We start from the raw sequence: 15,919 nt of genomic DNA, 5'->3' as shown, positions 1-15,919 counted from the left end.
ACGCCGATGTCGGCCGAAATAGCCCTGGGCCGCACCAAGCGGCAGATGCGACCCTTTATCCCCGGCCCGGAATGCATTCCTCTGAATTCGGCCCCGCACCCTATCAGCCGCCGCTCAAGAGCCGCTTGAAATAGGCTAGGAAAAAGGAATCCCCTTGACATGCCGAGCGCCCGGCATGAAAACTTCGCCGAGTAACGAAAATGGGGCGTGTCATGCCCGTCGGCCCTGCTCGGCGCAGGAAAGCGAATGCCAGACCGACGTTCTGACCCACCAAGACCCAGCATGAACGCCACCTGTCAGTTCTGGTCCGCGGTCCTGGAGGAATGATGCTGAGTAGACGATCCCTTCTGCGCAGCGGTGGCGGCATCGCGCTCGCCGCCGCCACGGTCGGGTCATCCGTCGGGGCGGTCTACGGCAGTGAAAACAAATGGGAGCAGCTGCGCAAGCACCTGCGCGGAGACGTCGTCCTGCCCACCGACGACGCCTACACCTCTTCCAAGCAATGCGTCCTGGTGGAACTCGACACCGTGAGACCGCAGGGCATCGTCTACTGCGAGACCCCCAGGGACGTCGCCACCGCCATCGCCTTCGCCCAGGACCACGACCTCGCCGTCCACACCCGCAGCGGCGGCCACAACCTGGCCGGATGGTCCACCGGCACGGGCATGATCCTCGACGTCTCCCGGCTCAGCCACATCGCCGTCGGCCCCCGCACGGTACGCGTCGGCCCCGGCGTGCAGAGCATCGACGCGGTCACCACCCTCCAGCCGCACAACCGGCAGATCGTCACCGGCACCTGCGCCACCATCCGCCAGGGCGGCTACCTCTCCGGCGGCGGCATCGGCTTCCAGGCCCGCAAGTTCGGCATCGGCAGCGACCGCCTCGTCTCCGCCCGCGTCGTCCTGTCCGACGGCCGCATCGTGCGCGCCTCCCGCCACAGCCACCCCGACCTCTTCTGGGCCCTGCGCGGGGGCGGCGGCGGCAACTTCGGCGTGGCCGTCGACTTCGAGGTACGCCCCATCACCGCGCCCCGCCTGGTCTACTTCGACACCTACTGGCCCTGGGACAAGGCACAGGAGGTCATCACCGCCTGGCAGGAGTGGTGCTCCGCCGGCTCGGACGACCTCGGCTCGACCCTGACCGTACTCGTCCGCGACGGCGGCCCCGGCAACGTCCCCCTCATCAAGATCCACGGCGGCTACCACGGGCCGCAGGAGGAGATCGAACAGGCCCTGAACGAGCTGGCCGCCGAAGCGGGCGCCACCCCCACCCTCCGCCACGTCCGGGAATACCCCTTCGGCGAGGCGATGAAGGCCGTCTACACCTGCGAACAGATGACCGTGCAGGAATGCCACCGCGCCGGTTCCAACCCCGACGCCAAGATCCAGCGCACCCCCTTCCTGCGCGAGCGCACCCGCCTGCTCGACCGCCCCACGGGCAGCTCCGGCACCGCCGACCTGCTCGCCGCGTTCGAAGCCAACCGCAGGCCCGGCCACACCACCTACCTGTACTTCACGGCCCTGGGCGGCGCCGCCAACCGGGTGCCGCGCACCCACACCGCCTACGTGCACCGCGGCGCGGAGTTCTTCGTCGCCTGCGCGACCCTGCTGGCCAACCCGCAGCCCCCCGCCGAAGAGGCCGAGGCCGCCATGGTGTGGCCCACCGCGGCGTTCGACATCATCGACCCGCTCTCCAGCGGCGAGTCCTACCTCAACTTCCCCAACCCCGACCTGGGGGACTGGCGGCAGGCGTACTACGCCGAGAACTACTCCCGCCTGCTCGCCGTCAAACGCCGCTACGACGCCCCGGACTTCTTCCGCCACCCGCAGAGCATCGGCAGCTGACCGGCGACCACCCCACCCCCTCCCGGGGCCGCCCCGCCCGGCCGGTTCCCGCGCTACGTCCCCCACCAGGCAGGCCCCGCCAGCCCGGTGGGGGACGTACCCGCGCCCAGGCACCCCTTCGCGGCCCCTGCTGCGCAGACGAAAGCCGAAAGGACACCCATGACCACGTCCGAGTCCCCCGAGCCCCCCGGGTCCCCTGCGGCCTCCCGCCCCACCCCGCGGCGCCGGTCGCTGCTGATCGGCGGCGCCTCCACCGCCACGCTCGCCACCCTGGGAGCCACCGCCACCGCCACCACCGCCGCCCCGCCGGCCGCGGCGGCGGACGGACCGGTGGTCAACTTCGACTTCGACCACGGCAACTTCATCCGGGACCTGATCACCACCCGCGCCGACGGCGTCTTCCCGCCCGAGGGCGCGATCGGCCCCATGGACGCCACCATCTTCGTCTGGCTCACCAGCACCCTGCAGATCTCCTGGTTCGACGCGCTGGCCCCCTACCACCCCACCGCGGTCGGCATCCACTGCCGCATCCCGCGCCGCCCGGCCACCGAGTCCGCCACCAACCGCAACAAGAACATCGCGGGCCTGCACGCCGGATACCAGGTCGCCAAGGCCCTGTTCGAAGAACGCGAGCCGATCATGCGGCAGGCCCTGATAGCCGTCGGCCTCGACCCCGACGACGACTCCGAGGACCTGACCACCGCGGTCGGCATCGGCAACACCGCGGGCAAGGCCGCCGTCGCCGCCCGCTGGCACGACGGCATGAACCACCTCGGCGAGACGGGCCGCAGATACCCCAGCGCCCCCTACGACGACTACACCGGCTACCAGCCCGTGAACTCCCCCTACACCATCACCCACCCCTCCCGCTGGCAGCCCGCCATGCACCCGCACCGCCGCCGCGTCGGCGGCGGACCCGGCGACAAGGGCATCTGGGTCATCCAGCGCTTCGTCACCCCCCAACTGCGCCTGGTCAAGCCCTACACCTTCACCGACCCCGGCCGGTTCACGCTCGCCCCGCCCGACCACACCCACCACACCAACGCCCGCGCCTACAAACGCTCCACCGACGCGGTCCTCAAGGCGTCCGCCACCCTCACCGACGAACGCAAGCTGCTCGCCGAGTGGTTCGACAACAAGCTGGCGGGCATCACCCAGGCCCCGGCCGCCGCCGCCCTCGCCCACGACCTCGACCTGGACGCCTGGGCCCACCTGTTCGCCGTCGTCTCGGTGGCCCGCTTCGACGACCTGATCGCCGCCTGGCACTGGAAGGTGAAGTACGACGCCGTACGGCCGTTCACCGCCGTCCGCCACGTCTACGGCCGCGGCAAGGTCACCGCCTGGGCCGGAGCCGGTGAGGGCACCGCCAGCGACGTGCCCGCCGACGAGTGGAAGTCCTACCTGCCCGTCGGCGACCACGCCGAGTACCCCTCCGGCTCCACCACCCTGTGCGCCGCCGAGGCGCAGGCCGCCCGCCGCTACCTCGGCGACGACGTCCTCGACTGGACGGTCGACTTCCCCGCCGGCTCCGGACAGACCGAGCCGGGCCAGGTCCCCGCCCGCGACCTCACCCTGAGCTGGCGGACCTGGTCCGACTTCAACCGGGACTGCGCCGACAGCCGCGTCTGGGGCGGCGTGCACTTCCAGACGACCGTCGACCGGTCCCTGAAGTGGGGCGCCCAGTTCGGCGACCGCGCCCACGACTTCATCCAGCGCCACATCACCGGCACCGCCGCCCACTGACCCCGCCAGCGCCCCGCGGGCGGCGGCACCCCGCCCCGCCGCCCGCCCCCGCCCCGACACACGGGCGGGCGCCGCCTGGCCACCGCCCCGCCCAGCGGGCACCATGCCAACAGCCCGCGCAACACAGCCCGCTGAAGGTGGTGCCCATGGACGTCTTCGACCTGGCCGCGCTCGGTGAACCGTTCACCCGCGACCCCTACACCGTCTACGCCCGATTACGGCACCACGGCCCCGTACACCGCGTCCGGATGCCCGAAGGCGGCGCGCTGGCCTGGCTCGTCGTCGGCTACGAGGCCGGGCGGGCCGCCCTGGCCGACCCCCGCCTCTCCAAGGACTGGAGCAGGGCCTCACCCGACCTGCCCCTGGGCACGGTCTCCTCGGGCCCCCACATGCTCCGGGCCGACCCCCCGGACCACACCCGCCTGCGCAAACTGGTCGCCCGCGCCTTCACCGCCCGCCGCGTGGAGGAACTCGCCCCCCGCATCCACAAGACGGCCCACACCCTCGTCGAGCGGATGCGCACCGCCCCCGACGGCCGCGCCGACCTCGTCGAAGCACTGTCCTTCCCGCTGCCGATCTCCGTGATCTGCGAACTGCTCGGCGTCCCCGACCTGGACCGCGCCTCCTTCCGCACCTGGTCCAACGACGCCCTCGACGCCACCGACCCGCACCTGCGCAAGACCGCCGCCGCCCACATGGCGCGCTACATCACCGACCTGGTGCACGACAAACGCCAGCACCCCGGCGACGACCTCCTCAGCGCCCTGATGCACCCCCCAGCCGACACCGACACCGACACCGACGACGGGGACCGGCTGTCGCAGGAGGAACTCATCGGCATGGCCTGGCTGCTGCTCGTCGCGGGCCACGAGACCACCGTCAACCTCATCTCCAACGGCGTCCTGGCCCTGCTCACCCACCCCGGCCAACTCGCCGCCCTGCGCGCCGACCCCGCCCTCATCGACAACGCCGTGGAGGAGATGCTCCGCTACGACGGCCCCGTGGAGACCCCCACCTACCGCTTCACCACCGAACCGGTCACCATCGGCGGTACGACCATCCCCGCGGGCGGCGAACTCGTCCTCATCGCCCTGGCCGACGCCGACCGCGACCCCGCGCGGTTCCCCGACCCCGACCGCTTCGACATCACCCGCGACGCCCGCGGCCACGTCGCCTTCGGCCACGGCATCCACTACTGCCTGGGCGCACCCCTGGCCCGCCTGGAAGCCCGCATCGCGCTCAGCACCCTCCTGGACCGCTGCCCCCACCTGTCCCTGGACATCCACCCCGCGGCCCTCACCTGGCGCCCCGGCATGATGATCCACGGTCCCCGCACCCTCCCGGTCCGCTTCACCCCGTAGCGGCCCCACCGCCGTACCCGCAACGGCAGGCCCCCGGCCAAGGTGAGCCCAAAAGCCGCCACGGGATGATCTTGCTCTGCCGGGAAGATCCTTGGGGCCCCTGGGCCTCACTTAAGGAGCACTAGATAACCCGGCTGCACGCCGTCAATCGTTGTGATTGCCGTGCCGGAGGTGATCCAGATGCTGGTCGGTTGTTGTCCGGTCGGGATCTGGAAGACCCCGTGCACCGGTCCTCGGCTGCCCGGGTTGAGCCCGAAGGTCGGTCCGTTCTGTCCTTTACTACTGAAGTACTGCGCGTAGTCCGAAGCGTAGGCGGAGTCCTTCTGCGACTGGGTGTAACGAGTGTCGCCGACGTTCAGGCTCACCGTGTTGTCGGCGTTCCAGACCGCCTCGCTCTTACCGACGTTGAGCGCCTCCATGGCCACAACGCAGAACTGTTTGCCCGTCTCCGGTGTGGGAGTGGGGGTGGGGGAGCCGACCGACTCACCTGCATAGGCCATGACGGCGCTGTCCAGCGGCTTACCGCAGATCACGCTGTGTACGGTGAACTGCCATCGCTCTGGATCGTTGGCGGTGTCGCTGGCCAGGACCGTCACGGTAAGCGGCTCGCCTGTCCGTACTGTGCCGAGCACCTCCGCCCCCGGCGGCGCTCCGTCTGTCGGGGTGCTTGGGGTTGTGGGGGTGCTTGGGGCTGTTGTCCCGTTCACGGATGCCTGGTCGGAGTTGTCGGAGCAGGCAGCCATGACCACGAGCAATACAGCCGCGGCGACGGTGCGGGAGGACACCTTGAGGCGCTTGTCCATATGCTCATGCTCGCGCCGCTGCCACCAGTGCGCACACCCACAGATGTGTGCCGGCGCGACCGCCTGCTGCCTGTGGGCAGCTCCATGCCGCACGCTGATGGTTCTATTTCGGCCTCGGGAGGCCGGCACCCCTCCGTCGCCTCCGTCTACCGCGCGCTTGCCGAAGCGGAGGCGGGCGGTGTGGTACTTCGTCGCGGTCTTCCCGCCGGGAGGAATCAGCCCATGCCGAACAAGACTGCGGTCCGCCGGCTCACGCCCGGCCCGGACCGCGACAAGCTCGCGGCCGACCTGAAGGCCAAGTACGAGGGCGGGAATTCCATACGGGCCCTGGCGGAGGAGACGGGCCGTTCCTACGGCGGCGTCCACCGACTGCTGGAGGACGCCAAAACGACCTTCCGATCCAGGGGCGGAGCCCCGCGCCGCACAGGGTCCTGAGCCTGCGGCGGCCTGCCCTCGATGCCCCCCTGGCCCTGCAGAACCGGGAGACCAGGGGGCATCTGCCATGACAGGGCAGTCAACAGGGTGCGGTCCTTCGCCCAACGCCGGGAGGGCTATCGAGGGCCGCAGAGCACCGGTGTCCGCACATGTCACCTGGACAACGGCCGACGCTGAGCGGGGTCACGGCGGTCCGGCTGCTCAACCGCGAGCGCGCCGCCGGCGTGTGCGGGATCAGTCGTAGGGCTGGCTCTCGTGACGCAGACACGCGGGGCACAGGCCGTATGGCGGGCTGGGGTGGCTGGTGCGTGCTCCGCAGGCCCAGCAGTGACCGTGGTCCCGGGCGGTGCACGAGGCGGGGCACTCGTCAGGATCGGACTTCCCGATCATGGGGTTCCGGGCCTCCGGGGCGTCTTGTTCCACGGCACCAGTCTGCGCCGCCCTGCCCCGGCTGGCCCGGTTCGACCGGCTGCCGGGCGGCATCCGCCCTCACCTACTCGGCTGCGGCACCGGTGCCCGGGACACCTTCGTTGGCCCACGCCCGGGCGGCTGCGAGGTCGTCGGCGGTGCCGACGGGGACGTAGGCGAAGCCGTCCCATTCCTCCAAAGCCCGTGGCTCGTCCGGGCGGAGGTGGTCGCCACCACCGTTCAGGGGGCGGTGCCGGCGCCAGACGTCCAGCGGCGGGCGACGCCGCTTGTAGTACGCCGCGAACGGATCGTCGGCGTCGACGTGCGGGAGCGCGCGGGACGGCTGGTTTGGCGGTCCGGGTCGGGAGTGCTTGCCCATGGGCTCGATGGTCTCAGGCAGCGACGGTGGTCGGCCGGGCCGCGGCGAGATCCGCCGCGCGGGTGCGGACCTCGTCCACCGCGGCGGTCCGGTACGGCCGGGCCGCGTCCAGCAGCGTGTTGAGCCGGGAGGCGACCAGCGTGGAGTCGACTCGGGTGGCCTCGTCCAGCGCCTGGTGGGCCGCGGCGGCGCCCTGCTCCGGCTCGCCCTCGGTGAACAGCGCGGCGGCCAGGCCGATGCGGTCCATGACGCGGACGCGGTCGAAGCCGGGCCTGCGCAGGGCGAGCGCGTCAGTGAAGTGATCACTGGCGCGACGGTTCCGGCCGGTGCCGGTGAGGTCGCGGGCGGAGACGGCGCGGGCACCGGCGTGCTCGGCGGCGTCGAAGTAGTCCACCCATGCGGGGACGTCGCCCAGGCCGTCCGCGACCAGTTCGTCAGCAGCGTCGAGGTGCCGCTCGGCACCTTGCTCGTCGCCGAGGGCCGCGTGGACCCTCCCGGTCTGGGAGGCGACCAGCGCCCGGGTCGCGGGGATGGTCGCCTTCTTCGCGGCGACGCCGAGGAGACCGAGGGCGTCCTGGGGATGCCCGAGGTAGATCATCTGGTGGGACATGCGGGTGACGATCTCCACCCCGCGGTCCGGCTGCCCGGCCTCGGAGGCGGCGTAGATGCCGTACGACCAGTACCGCTGGGCGGTGGCGTACCGGCCGCTGTCGTGGCTGACCCACCCGGCCAGCGCGGCGAGGTCGGCGGTCGCCGCGAAGACCCGGCTCTTCAGCGAAGGCGGGATGCCGTCCTGGACGCGGCGGGCGACTTCGGCGAGCTGGGCGACGATCGCGGAGTGGTACAGGCCGCCGCCCTTGGAGGCGTCGGCCTTCGTGAAGAACGCGGTGACCTCTTGCAGGGCGGCGGTGGTGTCGGTGTCGAAGCCCTTCGTGTCGCGGTTCAGCCGGCGGGCGGTGCCGCCCAGCATCCGCTCGGCGGCCAGGATCAGCGGGGCGCCGAGGGCGAGCTTGAGGGTGTCGCGGCGGTCGAGGAAGAGGTCCATCTGGGTCCATCCGGCCAGGGTTTGGGCGGCTGCCTCGGTCAGCAGCGGGAGCTGGATGCTATCCAGCGTCGGCCCGGCGGCCGTCAGGCCGAGATCACCCGGGGTGAGCGGCTGGCCGACCGCGTCGGAGATCACCGCCGCCAGCAGCGCGGGCACCGGCGGGCGGGGGCGTTCGCCGTCGAGCCAGCGGCGGACGCGGGTGGCGTCCGGGGCGATCTGCCGGTGACCTTGGGCTTTCGCTTCGGCGGCGATCCGGCGGGCGATCTCGCCGTGGGACAGGCCGGTGGCCGCGATCCACAGCGCGAGGTGCGGGTTGCTCGATCTGCTCGGCACCGGTGCCTCACCCTCCCCGACTCACTTGTCACGGAACGTGGCGGTTTCGCCACGGTTCGCGGCCCCTACGGTACTGGTCAGGGCCCTGGCCGGGGGCGGATTCTGCTCGGGCGGTGGCCGCTCGGGCTATCCGCATGAGGCAAGGGGAAGGACGAACGCATGGCGACGCTTGCACCCCCAGCTCAGGTTCCGTGGGCGATGCGGCTGGTCACCGGCCGGCTTCCGGTCGGCCCGCCGTCGTACGCCGCGGTGACGCTCGACGCGGCCACGCAGACCGCCCGCTACACCGACGCCGCCGGCGAGGTGGTGGAGATGGGCAAGCACGGCACGAGCAAGACCACCGGCACGGCCTCGATGTCCGGTGGCGGCGACGGGCAGAACCCGCAGCCGCAGACGCAGGACGACAACACCACCGACTACGAGTCGGACTGATCTGATGGCCTCCACCGTCCTGGTCGTCACCGCGCTGGAAGACGTCACCGCGGACCGTGTCATCGCCGCGCTGAACGAGCGCGAGGTGCCCGTCGCACGGGTCGACCCGGCCGACATCGGCCCCGGCCTGACCTTCGGCGCCCGCATCGGCGCCGGGGCGCCGGCCTGGGCCGGGCGGCTGGTCACCGGCAGCCGGGAGGTGGAGCTGGGGGAGGTGGCGGCGGTGTACTACCGCCGCCCCACCCCCTACGCCGCCCGGTTCGAGCACCTGCCCGCCCAGCAGCGCGACTTCGCCGCCGCCGAGGCCCGGCACGGGCTCGGCGGCATCCTGAACCACCTGCACGGCGCCTTCTACGTCAACCATCCCGGCGCGGTCACGGCCGCGGACTTCAAGCCCGCCCAGCTGAAGCAGGCGGCCCAGCTCGGCCTGGCCATCCCGCCGACGCTGGTCACCAACGACGTGGAGCAGGCGCGGAAGTTCGCCGCCGACCACGGCCCGGTCATCTACAAGACGTTCCGCGGCCTGCCCCGGGATGAGGACGGGCACACCGGCGCGATCTGGGCCCAGCGCGTCGATGCGGACACCTTCGATGGCACGCTCGCGGTGACCGCGCACCTGTTCCAGGCGGAGATCCTCAAGACCGGCGACGTGCGCGTCACCGTGGTCGGGAAGAAGGTGTTCGCCCAGCAGATCGCCGCGCCGGACGGCGCGCTGGACTGGCGCCGCGGCGACTGGGACGCCCTGCTGCACGCCCCGATCGTCGTGCCGTCGCCGGTCGAGGCCGCGCTGCACAGCTACCTCGCCACCTTTGGCCTGGTCTTCGGCTGCTTCGACTTCGCCCTCACCGGCGACGGCGACGCCGCGGAGGACTGGGTGTTCATCGAGTGCAATCCGAACGGCCAGTGGGGCTGGCTGCCCGACGCCGGCGACATCACGACGGCGTTCGCCGACATCCTGAGCACGAGCACGAAAGGAGGCGGGGCGCGATGACGATGCCCGCCGACCTGGAGACCGACGCCGCCCGTCTGCGCGAGGCGATGGTGAAGGCCCTCGCCGACGACGGCGTCCTTGCCGATCCCGGCTGGCGGGCCGCGGTCGAGCGGGTGCCACGGCACCGGTTCGTGCCGGGCTTCTACCTGCCCGCCGACGAGCGCGACGGGCAGGGGCTGACGGTGTGGGATCCGGTCACCGCCGAGACCGACTATGGCCGCTGGCTGGCCGCCGCGTACTCCGACACGACGCTGATCACGCAGTTCGACGGCGACGAACCGGACTGGAAGGCCCCGCAGGTGCGGCACGGCGGGGCGCCGACCTCGTCGTCCACGCTGCCGTCGCTCGTCGTACGGATGTGGGCGGACGCCGACGTGCAGGAGGGGCACACGGTGCTGGAGATCGGCACCGGCACCGGCTACTCCACCGCGCTCGCCTGCGAGCGTCTCGGCTCCGCAGACGTCACCAGCATCGAGGTGGACCCGCACCGGCTGGAGCAGGCGGCGAGCGCACTGTACGCCTGCGGCTACACGCCGACCCTGGCGGTGGCGGACGGCCTGTACGGCTACTGGCCCGAGGCGAAGTTCGACCGGATCGTGGCCGCCTGCTCCTTCCGCGCCGTCCCTGCGGCCCTGCTCGCCCAGGTGAAGCCGGGCGGGAAGATCCTGATCACCCTGTCGGGATGGCTCTACGGATACGCCCGCGTCCTGCTTACCGTGAACGGCGACCACACCGCAGAGGGGCAGCTGCTGGGCGGCACCGTGTCGTTCATGTCCGCCCGCACCCACGCGGCGCCGGCCTTCGGCAACCCCGCCCACTGGGCAGCGGGCCTCCCGGAGGAGGGCCGGGCGGCCCGGCACAGCCCGGAGCGGATCACCGCCGGGACCGAGAAGGCGTTCCACCTGCGCTTCCTCGCCCAGTGCGCCGCACCGGACGCGCAGATGACGACCGTGGGCGAGACGGTGCACCTGGTCGACGTCGTCACCGGCTCCGCTGCCACCCTCACCCCCACAGACGGCCGGTGGGAGGTGCGCGAGGGCGGCCCGGTGCGGCTGTGGGAGCGGATCGAGCGGGTGCTGTCCGCGTACGATGAGGCGGGCCGGCCGGGGCCGGAGACGTTCAGCCTGCACGTCTACGACGGCGGGCAGCACCTGCGCCACCCGCACCTGCCCGGCCTGCCGCTCCCGAGGCCCTGACGGGCCCGAAGTCTCCGGGCGCCCGGGCGGAGGGATGTGACGGACCTCCGGCCGGGCGCCCGGTCGTCACGATCCGCCGCTGGGCGGACCGTTCCTCCTCCGACAGCTGTGCCATCGCACCTCTCACCTCCCGCAACGGCGCCCGCCGGGCGCCCCTTCAGGCTGCCCAACGAGCCAGGCCCCGCTACCGCGTGCGCACGCGGCCGTTGTACTCCGGAAGGCCCAACCTCGAAGAGAGGCCGTCGAGGTCGGCTGTGTCCAGGGGGCGCCGCGCGGTCACGCGGCCGGGGCCTGGTCGTCGTCCAGCACGCTGAAGTCCACATCGAGGCGGGTGTCGTAGTCCTCTGGGGCGATGCCTATCTCGTGGGTCGAGTAGACGCCGAACCGGTTGACGTGCTCTGTCAGGTACGGCGAGATCTGGGCCAGGTCCAGCGGGTCGACCACTTCGCCCTCGGCCTGCAACTGCCGCACCACGTCCGCGATGTCCAGGGTGTTGTGGAAGATCAGCAGGTTGGCGAGCAGAGAGGTGAACTTCACGTCCTTCTCCTGCTCGACCGGGTCGTTGCGCGTCACGGTGCCGCGCTGGCCGAACCGCACCCAGTCGCTGAAGCCGTTGAACGCCTCGACCTTGTTGGTCGCGGCCGTCACCCTGCCGCGCAGCGGCGCGTCCGAGAGGAACCGGAGCAGCTGGACGGTACGGATCACCCGCCCGACCTCGCGGAAGGCGGTGTAGGTGGCGTTCTTCATGGAGCCGGAGCGCAGCCGCTTGAGCAGCAGGGTGGAGGAGATGGCGCCCTCGCGGACGGAGACGGTCACCCGCATCAGGTCCTTGAAGTGGGTCTCGATCAGCTTCCAGTCGATCACGTTGCGGCCCGGCTCACCGAACAGGGCGTCGATGTGCTCGTAGGTGACCGAGCGGGACGGGCGGAAGAACAGGCAGTCCTCCCAGTTGCGGATCCTGGGCATCAGATCGATCCCGAGCAGGTGGGCGAGCGCGAACACCGGAGCGATGTTGATCAGATCCGCCGGGTTGTTCTTCGACGCCGCAGCCACCCGCATCGTCTCCTCCGCAAGCCCACGGGCGGCCTGACCGTCGTATCACCCAGGACCCTGACGGGAGTTCAGCCGCGCCGCCTGACGCGTCAGATGGTCGCGCTCGGCGAGGTTGGAGGCCTGCCGCGCCGCCTGCGCGTACAGCCGGGCCGCGGCCGCCAGGTCGCCGTCGCGTTCGTGGAGGTAGGCAGCCGCCGCGGTGTGCCGGGGCAGCGACGGGTCAAGCCCGGCGAGTTCCGCGAGCCCGGCGCGCGGCCCGTCGGCCTGCCCGACGGCGATGGCGCGGTTGAGGCGGACCACGCCGCTGTCGGTCAGCCGCAGCAGTTCGTCGTACCACTCCACGATCTGCACCCAGTCGGTCTCGGCGGCACTCGGCGCGTCCGCGTGCAGGGCGGCGACGGCGGCCTGGGCCTGGAACTCGCCCAGCCGGTCACGGGCGAGGGCCCGCTGCAGGATCCCGACACCCTCGGCGATCAGCACGGTGTCCCACCGGGAGCGGTCCTGCTCGGCGAGGGGCACCAGAGCGCCGTCGGGAGTGGTGCGGGCGGCGCGCCGGGCGTGGTGGAGCAGCATGAGGGCGAGCAGCCCGGCCACCTCGGGATGGTCGACGCGGGCCGCGAGCTGCCGGGTGAGCCGGATCGCCTCGGCGGCGAGGTCGACGTCGCCGGAGTAGCCCTCGTTGAAGACGAGGTAGAGCACGCGCAGCACGGTGGCCACGTCCCCGGGCCGGTCGAAGCGCACCCCGGCGACGGTCCGCTTGGCCCGGCTGATGCGCTGCGCCATGGTCGCCTCGGGCACCAGGTAGGCGTGGGCGATCTGCCGGGTGGTGAGCCCGCCGACCGCGCGCAGGGTGAGCGCGACGGCCGAGGCGGGCGTCAGCGAGGGGTGGGCGCACAGGAAGTACAGCTGGAGGGTGTCGTCGGCGGCGGGCGCGGGCCCCGGCCCGGGCTCCTCCTCGATCCGTTCCTCGCGCCGCCGTCGGGCGGCGTCCGTGCGGGCCTGGTCGAGGAACTTGCGCCACGCCACGGTGACCAGCCAGCCCCTGGCGTCCCTGGGGGGAGCGTCGGGCCAGACGCGCAGGGCCTCGATCAGGGCGTCCTGGACGGCGTCCTCGGCCGCCGCGAAGTCGGCTCCGCGGCGGACGAGGACGGTGAGCACGCCCGGGGTGAGGCTCCGCAGGAGGACCTCGTCCATGGGCGCCTTCACTCGGTGATGGTGGGCGGCGCGGCCAGGAACGGGCGCACCTCCAGCCACTCGTGGATCGGCCTGCCGCCCGCGCCGGGAGCGGCCGACAACTGCCCGGCCAGTTCCACGGCACGGTCGTGGCTGTCGACGTCGATGACCATCCACCCGGCGATGAGGTCCTTGGTCTCCGCGAACGGCCCGTCGGTGACCGGCGGGCGCCCCTCACCGTCGTAGCGGACCCAGGCCCCCTCGGGAGCGAGTGCCTGGGCGTCGACGAACTCGCCGGTCTTCTCCAGCTGGGCGGCGAAGTCGTGCATGTACTGCATGTGCGCCGCGATCTCCTGCGGCGTCCACTGGTCCATCGGCACGTTGTTCACCGGGTCCGGGGCGCCGCGGTAGTGCTTCAGCAGCAGGTACTTGGCCATCGTGGGCTCTCCTCGGGGCTCGTGCGGCCATTGTGGCCACGTTCACTCCAGGGACGGAGCCGGACCCGCGTTCTCGACATCCCACCCACGTGTTTTTCCCGAGCGGCCTGCCCCGGCCTCTAGTACTCCAGCAGTACTTCGTGGCTTGACCTGGGGGAACGTGGAGCGGTGGGAGTGTAGCGGGCAGGATGCCGTCACGGACGGCTTCCGCCCGCACACCCCTCGAAGGAGTGCCCACGACGGCAAGGTCGCCCCGTGCCCTGGGAAGCCTCGGGTCGTGATCACCGAACAGGCAGCCGAGACCTGGGACCGCGACCTGGACCACCTCCTCACCACCATCGGGCACCACTTCGGCCGCGTCGAACCACGCCGCCGTATGCGGGACTACGTCCGCGCACTGCTCGCCCCGGTAGCCCGCAAGAACAGCTGGCAACTTGCCGAACACGTCGGCCATACCACCCCCGACGGACTGCAGCACCTGCTCTCCCGAGCCCGCTGGAACCCCGACGACATCCGCGATGACCTGCAGACCTACGTCGCCGAACACCTCGGCCGCCCCGACGGGGTACTGATCATCGACGTCACCGGGTTCCTCAAGAAGGGCACTACCTCCGCCGGCGTCCAAAGGCAGTACTCCGGCACCGCCGGCCGCACCGAGAACTGCCAGATCGGCGTCTTCGCCGCCTACACCAGCACAATCGGCCGCGCCCTCGTGGACCGCGAGCTCTACCTGCCCAAGTCCTGGACCGACGACCGCGACCGCTGCCGCGCGGCCAAGATCCCCGATCAACGGGAGTTCGCCACCAAGAACACCCTCGCGGCGACGATCGTCCGCAGAGCGCTGGCCTCGCCGCTGCCGATCGCCTGGGTCACGGCGGACGCCGCTTACGGACAGGACAACCGCTTCCGCCGGATGCTGGAAACATCCGGCGTCGGCTACGTCCTGGCCGTCCCCAAGTCCCAGTTCTCCCTGGCTGGCCCACGCATCGACAGAGCCTTCGAGCAGGCCCCCGACCAGGCATGGGAACGCCGTTCCTGCGGCGCCGGCGCGAAGGGGCAGCGCGAGTACGACTGGGCGGCCGTCCAGTCGCGGCCAGTAGCCGAATACGACGACCAGGACGGCGTGTTGATCCGTCGGCGGTGGGCGCTGGCACGACGCAGCTTGAGCCGGCCGGACGAGATTGCCTACTACCTCGGCTACGCACCGCTGGATGTCGCAGTGGATGAACTGGTGCGCGTCGCCGGCGCTCGGTGGGCGATCGAGGAGTGTTTCCAGGCGGCGAAGAACGAGTGCGGCCTGGACGAGTACGAAGTCCGCCGCTACGTCGGCTGGTACCGACACATCACCCTGGCCATGCTCGCCCACACCTTCCTCGCGGCGATAAGCGCGCGAGCAGCCGAAAAAGGGGATCCACCGGTGAGGATGCCGTGGTCATCGAGCTCACCGTGGCGGAAGCGCGGCGTCTCCTGGCAGCTCACGCACCCCGAGACCTTCACACCCTCACCCACGCGTTGAGCTGGTCGCACTGGCGCCGACGACGCCAAGCTGTGGCCCGCCACTGCCACTACCGCCGTCGTGGGCACTCCTTCGAGGGGTGTGCGGGCGGAAGCCGTCCGTGACGGCATCCTGCCCGCGACACTCCCACCGCTCCACGTTCCCCCAGGTCAAGCCACGAAGTACTGCTGGAGTACTAGGCCGGTTCCAGATCCCAGCCGATGCGGTAGTAGCCGTGGTTGTCCCCGGCCGGATTGTCGACGTGGAAGATCAGCATGTCGGAGTTCCCGTCACCGCGGATGTCCCACAGGGCCACGTCAGCGCCCTGGTTCTCCCAGCCGAACCAGCCAGGGACCGGCCTGACGTCGCTCCAGCCGGAGACGTCGCCGTTGGCGTTGAGGTCCCAGCCGATGCGGTAGTAGCCGTGGTTGTCTCCGCCGGGATTGTCGACATGGAAGACCAAAAGGTCGCGCATACCGTTTCCGTTGATGTTCCCCAGGGCCACCCCGGCGCCCTGGTTCTCCCAGCCGAACCAGCCGGGGACGGCTTTGATGTCGCTCCAGCCGGAGACGTCGCCGTTGGCGTTGAGGTCCCAGCCGATGCGGTAGTAGCCGTGGTTGTCTCCGTCGGGATTGTCGACATGGAAGACGAGGAGATCCTGCTTGCCGTTTCCGTTGATGTCCCCGAGCGCGATACCGGCGCCCTGGTTCTCCCAGCCGAACCAGCCGGGGACGGCTTTGATGTCGCTCCAGCCGGAGACGTCGCCGTTGGCGTTGAGGTCCCAGCCGATG

At 71.4% G+C, this 15,919-nt stretch carries 14 protein-coding genes and 1 pseudogene; 8 read left to right on the top strand and 7 right to left on the bottom strand.

From position 1 onward, the window contains the following. Window positions 1–326: 326 nt before the first annotated feature. From ABZ659_RS32670 to ABZ659_RS32660, 3 genes are all read left to right on the top strand, one after another. Window positions 327–1,844, top strand: a complete 1,518-nt coding sequence (locus ABZ659_RS32670; protein ID WP_360227476.1) for an FAD-dependent oxidoreductase — start codon at window positions 327–329, stop codon at window positions 1,842–1,844. A gap of 159 nt (window positions 1,845–2,003) precedes the next feature. Continuing rightward, window positions 2,004–3,587: a DUF6851 domain-containing protein gene (locus tag ABZ659_RS32665; protein WP_360227473.1), complete on the top strand. Its 1,584-nt coding sequence runs from the start codon at window positions 2,004–2,006 to the stop codon at window positions 3,585–3,587. 146 nt (window positions 3,588–3,733) lie between these two features. Beyond that, on the top strand, window positions 3,734–4,948 hold the full coding sequence (locus ABZ659_RS32660; protein ID WP_360227470.1) for a cytochrome P450: 1,215 nt from the start codon (window positions 3,734–3,736) through the stop codon (window positions 4,946–4,948). Between the two features lie 107 nt (window positions 4,949–5,055). Here the strand turns inward: ABZ659_RS32660 and ABZ659_RS32655 are convergent, their stop codons facing one another. Continuing rightward, window positions 5,056–5,751, bottom strand: a complete 696-nt coding sequence (locus ABZ659_RS32655) for a hypothetical protein (RefSeq protein ID WP_360227467.1) — start codon at window positions 5,749–5,751, stop codon at window positions 5,056–5,058. A gap of 222 nt (window positions 5,752–5,973) precedes the next feature. Here ABZ659_RS32655 and ABZ659_RS32650 point away from each other — a divergent pair, with 222 nt between their 5' ends. Then, entirely contained in the window at window positions 5,974–6,186 is a 213-nt protein-coding gene (locus tag ABZ659_RS32650; protein ID WP_360227464.1) for a helix-turn-helix domain-containing protein, read from the top strand. A gap of 493 nt (window positions 6,187–6,679) precedes the next feature. Here ABZ659_RS32650 and ABZ659_RS32645 read toward each other — a convergent pair whose 3' ends face one another. Together ABZ659_RS32645 and ABZ659_RS32640 are read right to left on the bottom strand one after the other, a co-directional pair. After that, complete coding sequence (locus ABZ659_RS32645; RefSeq protein WP_360227461.1) at window positions 6,680–6,973, bottom strand: DUF6087 family protein; 294 nt, start codon at window positions 6,971–6,973, stop codon at window positions 6,680–6,682. A gap of 13 nt (window positions 6,974–6,986) precedes the next feature. Then, window positions 6,987–8,351 carry a Tat pathway signal protein gene (locus ABZ659_RS32640; protein ID WP_360227458.1) on the bottom strand — a complete coding sequence of 455 codons (1,365 nt, stop codon included), beginning with the start codon at window positions 8,349–8,351 and terminating at the stop codon, window positions 6,987–6,989. Window positions 8,352–8,510: 159 nt separating this feature from the next. Here ABZ659_RS32640 and ABZ659_RS32635 point away from each other — a divergent pair, with 159 nt between their 5' ends. Genes ABZ659_RS32635 through tgmC form a run of 3 tightly spaced genes read left to right on the top strand, consistent with a single transcriptional unit; the run spans window position 8,511 to window position 10,970 of the window. Next, a complete protein-coding gene (locus ABZ659_RS32635) occupies window positions 8,511–8,783 on the top strand; it encodes a putative ATP-grasp-modified RiPP (protein WP_360227455.1) in 273 nt (90 codons plus the stop codon). A gap of 4 nt (window positions 8,784–8,787) precedes the next feature. Next, window positions 8,788–9,774 carry an ATP-grasp ribosomal peptide maturase gene (tgmB, locus tag ABZ659_RS32630; protein WP_360227452.1) on the top strand — a complete coding sequence of 329 codons (987 nt, stop codon included), beginning with the start codon at window positions 8,788–8,790 and terminating at the stop codon, window positions 9,772–9,774. After that, on the top strand, window positions 9,771–10,970 hold the full coding sequence (tgmC, locus tag ABZ659_RS32625) for an ATP-grasp peptide maturase system methyltransferase (protein ID WP_360227449.1): 1,200 nt from the start codon (window positions 9,771–9,773) through the stop codon (window positions 10,968–10,970). Before tgmB ends, tgmC begins: the two co-directional genes overlap by 4 nt. A gap of 276 nt (window positions 10,971–11,246) precedes the next feature. On the opposite strand, the gene ABZ659_RS32620 is transcribed toward tgmC, so the two are convergent. Genes ABZ659_RS32620 through ABZ659_RS32610 form a run of 3 tightly spaced genes read right to left on the bottom strand, consistent with a single transcriptional unit; the run spans window position 11,247 to window position 13,633 of the window. Next, a complete protein-coding gene (locus tag ABZ659_RS32620; RefSeq protein ID WP_360227446.1) occupies window positions 11,247–12,023 on the bottom strand; it encodes a Tn3 family transposase in 777 nt (258 codons plus the stop codon). 45 nt (window positions 12,024–12,068) lie between these two features. Continuing rightward, a complete protein-coding gene (locus tag ABZ659_RS32615) occupies window positions 12,069–13,217 on the bottom strand; it encodes a DUF6596 domain-containing protein (protein WP_360227524.1) in 1,149 nt (382 codons plus the stop codon). Window positions 13,218–13,225: 8 nt separating this feature from the next. Further along, on the bottom strand, window positions 13,226–13,633 hold the full coding sequence (locus tag ABZ659_RS32610; protein ID WP_360227443.1) for a YciI family protein: 408 nt from the start codon (window positions 13,631–13,633) through the stop codon (window positions 13,226–13,228). A gap of 316 nt (window positions 13,634–13,949) precedes the next feature. On the opposite strand from ABZ659_RS32610, the gene ABZ659_RS32605 reads away from it, so the two are divergent. Continuing rightward, window positions 13,950–15,149, top strand: coding sequence for an IS701 family transposase (locus tag ABZ659_RS32605; RefSeq protein WP_360227521.1), 1,200 nt, complete (start codon window positions 13,950–13,952; stop codon window positions 15,147–15,149). Between the two features lie 175 nt (window positions 15,150–15,324). Here ABZ659_RS32605 and ABZ659_RS32600 read toward each other — a convergent pair. Next, window positions 15,325–15,919: pseudogene (locus tag ABZ659_RS32600) on the bottom strand (hypothetical protein); the annotation flags it as partial.

Source organism: Streptomyces sp. NPDC006997 (assembly GCF_040635175.1).
Taxonomy (GTDB): domain Bacteria; phylum Actinomycetota; class Actinomycetes; order Streptomycetales; family Streptomycetaceae; genus Streptomyces.
Note: the sequence above shows the minus strand (reverse complement) of the source record. Positions and strands in the feature narration are given on the sequence as shown.

Bases quoted from the DNA above. Each gene is read 5' to 3' on its own strand.
- ABZ659_RS32660 (WP_360227470.1), top strand. From the start codon at position 3,734: ATGGACGTCTTCGACCTGGCCGCGCTCGGTGAACCGTTCACCCGCGAC.
- ABZ659_RS32670 (WP_360227476.1), top strand. From the start codon at position 327: ATGCTGAGTAGACGATCCCTTCTGCGCAGCGGTGGCGGCATCGCGCTC.
- tgmB (WP_360227452.1), top strand. From the start codon at position 8,788: ATGGCCTCCACCGTCCTGGTCGTCACCGCGCTGGAAGACGTCACCGCG.
- ABZ659_RS32610 (WP_360227443.1), bottom strand. From the start codon at position 13,633: ATGGCCAAGTACCTGCTGCTGAAGCACTACCGCGGCGCCCCGGACCCG.
- ABZ659_RS32635 (WP_360227455.1), top strand. From the start codon at position 8,511: ATGGCGACGCTTGCACCCCCAGCTCAGGTTCCGTGGGCGATGCGGCTG.
- tgmC (WP_360227449.1), top strand. From the start codon at position 9,771: ATGACGATGCCCGCCGACCTGGAGACCGACGCCGCCCGTCTGCGCGAG.
- ABZ659_RS32665 (WP_360227473.1), top strand. From the start codon at position 2,004: ATGACCACGTCCGAGTCCCCCGAGCCCCCCGGGTCCCCTGCGGCCTCC.
- ABZ659_RS32645 (WP_360227461.1), bottom strand. From the start codon at position 6,973: ATGGGCAAGCACTCCCGACCCGGACCGCCAAACCAGCCGTCCCGCGCG.
- ABZ659_RS32650 (WP_360227464.1), top strand. From the start codon at position 5,974: ATGCCGAACAAGACTGCGGTCCGCCGGCTCACGCCCGGCCCGGACCGC.
- ABZ659_RS32615 (WP_360227524.1), bottom strand. From the start codon at position 13,217: ATGGACGAGGTCCTCCTGCGGAGCCTCACCCCGGGCGTGCTCACCGTC.
- ABZ659_RS32655 (WP_360227467.1), bottom strand. From the start codon at position 5,751: ATGGACAAGCGCCTCAAGGTGTCCTCCCGCACCGTCGCCGCGGCTGTA.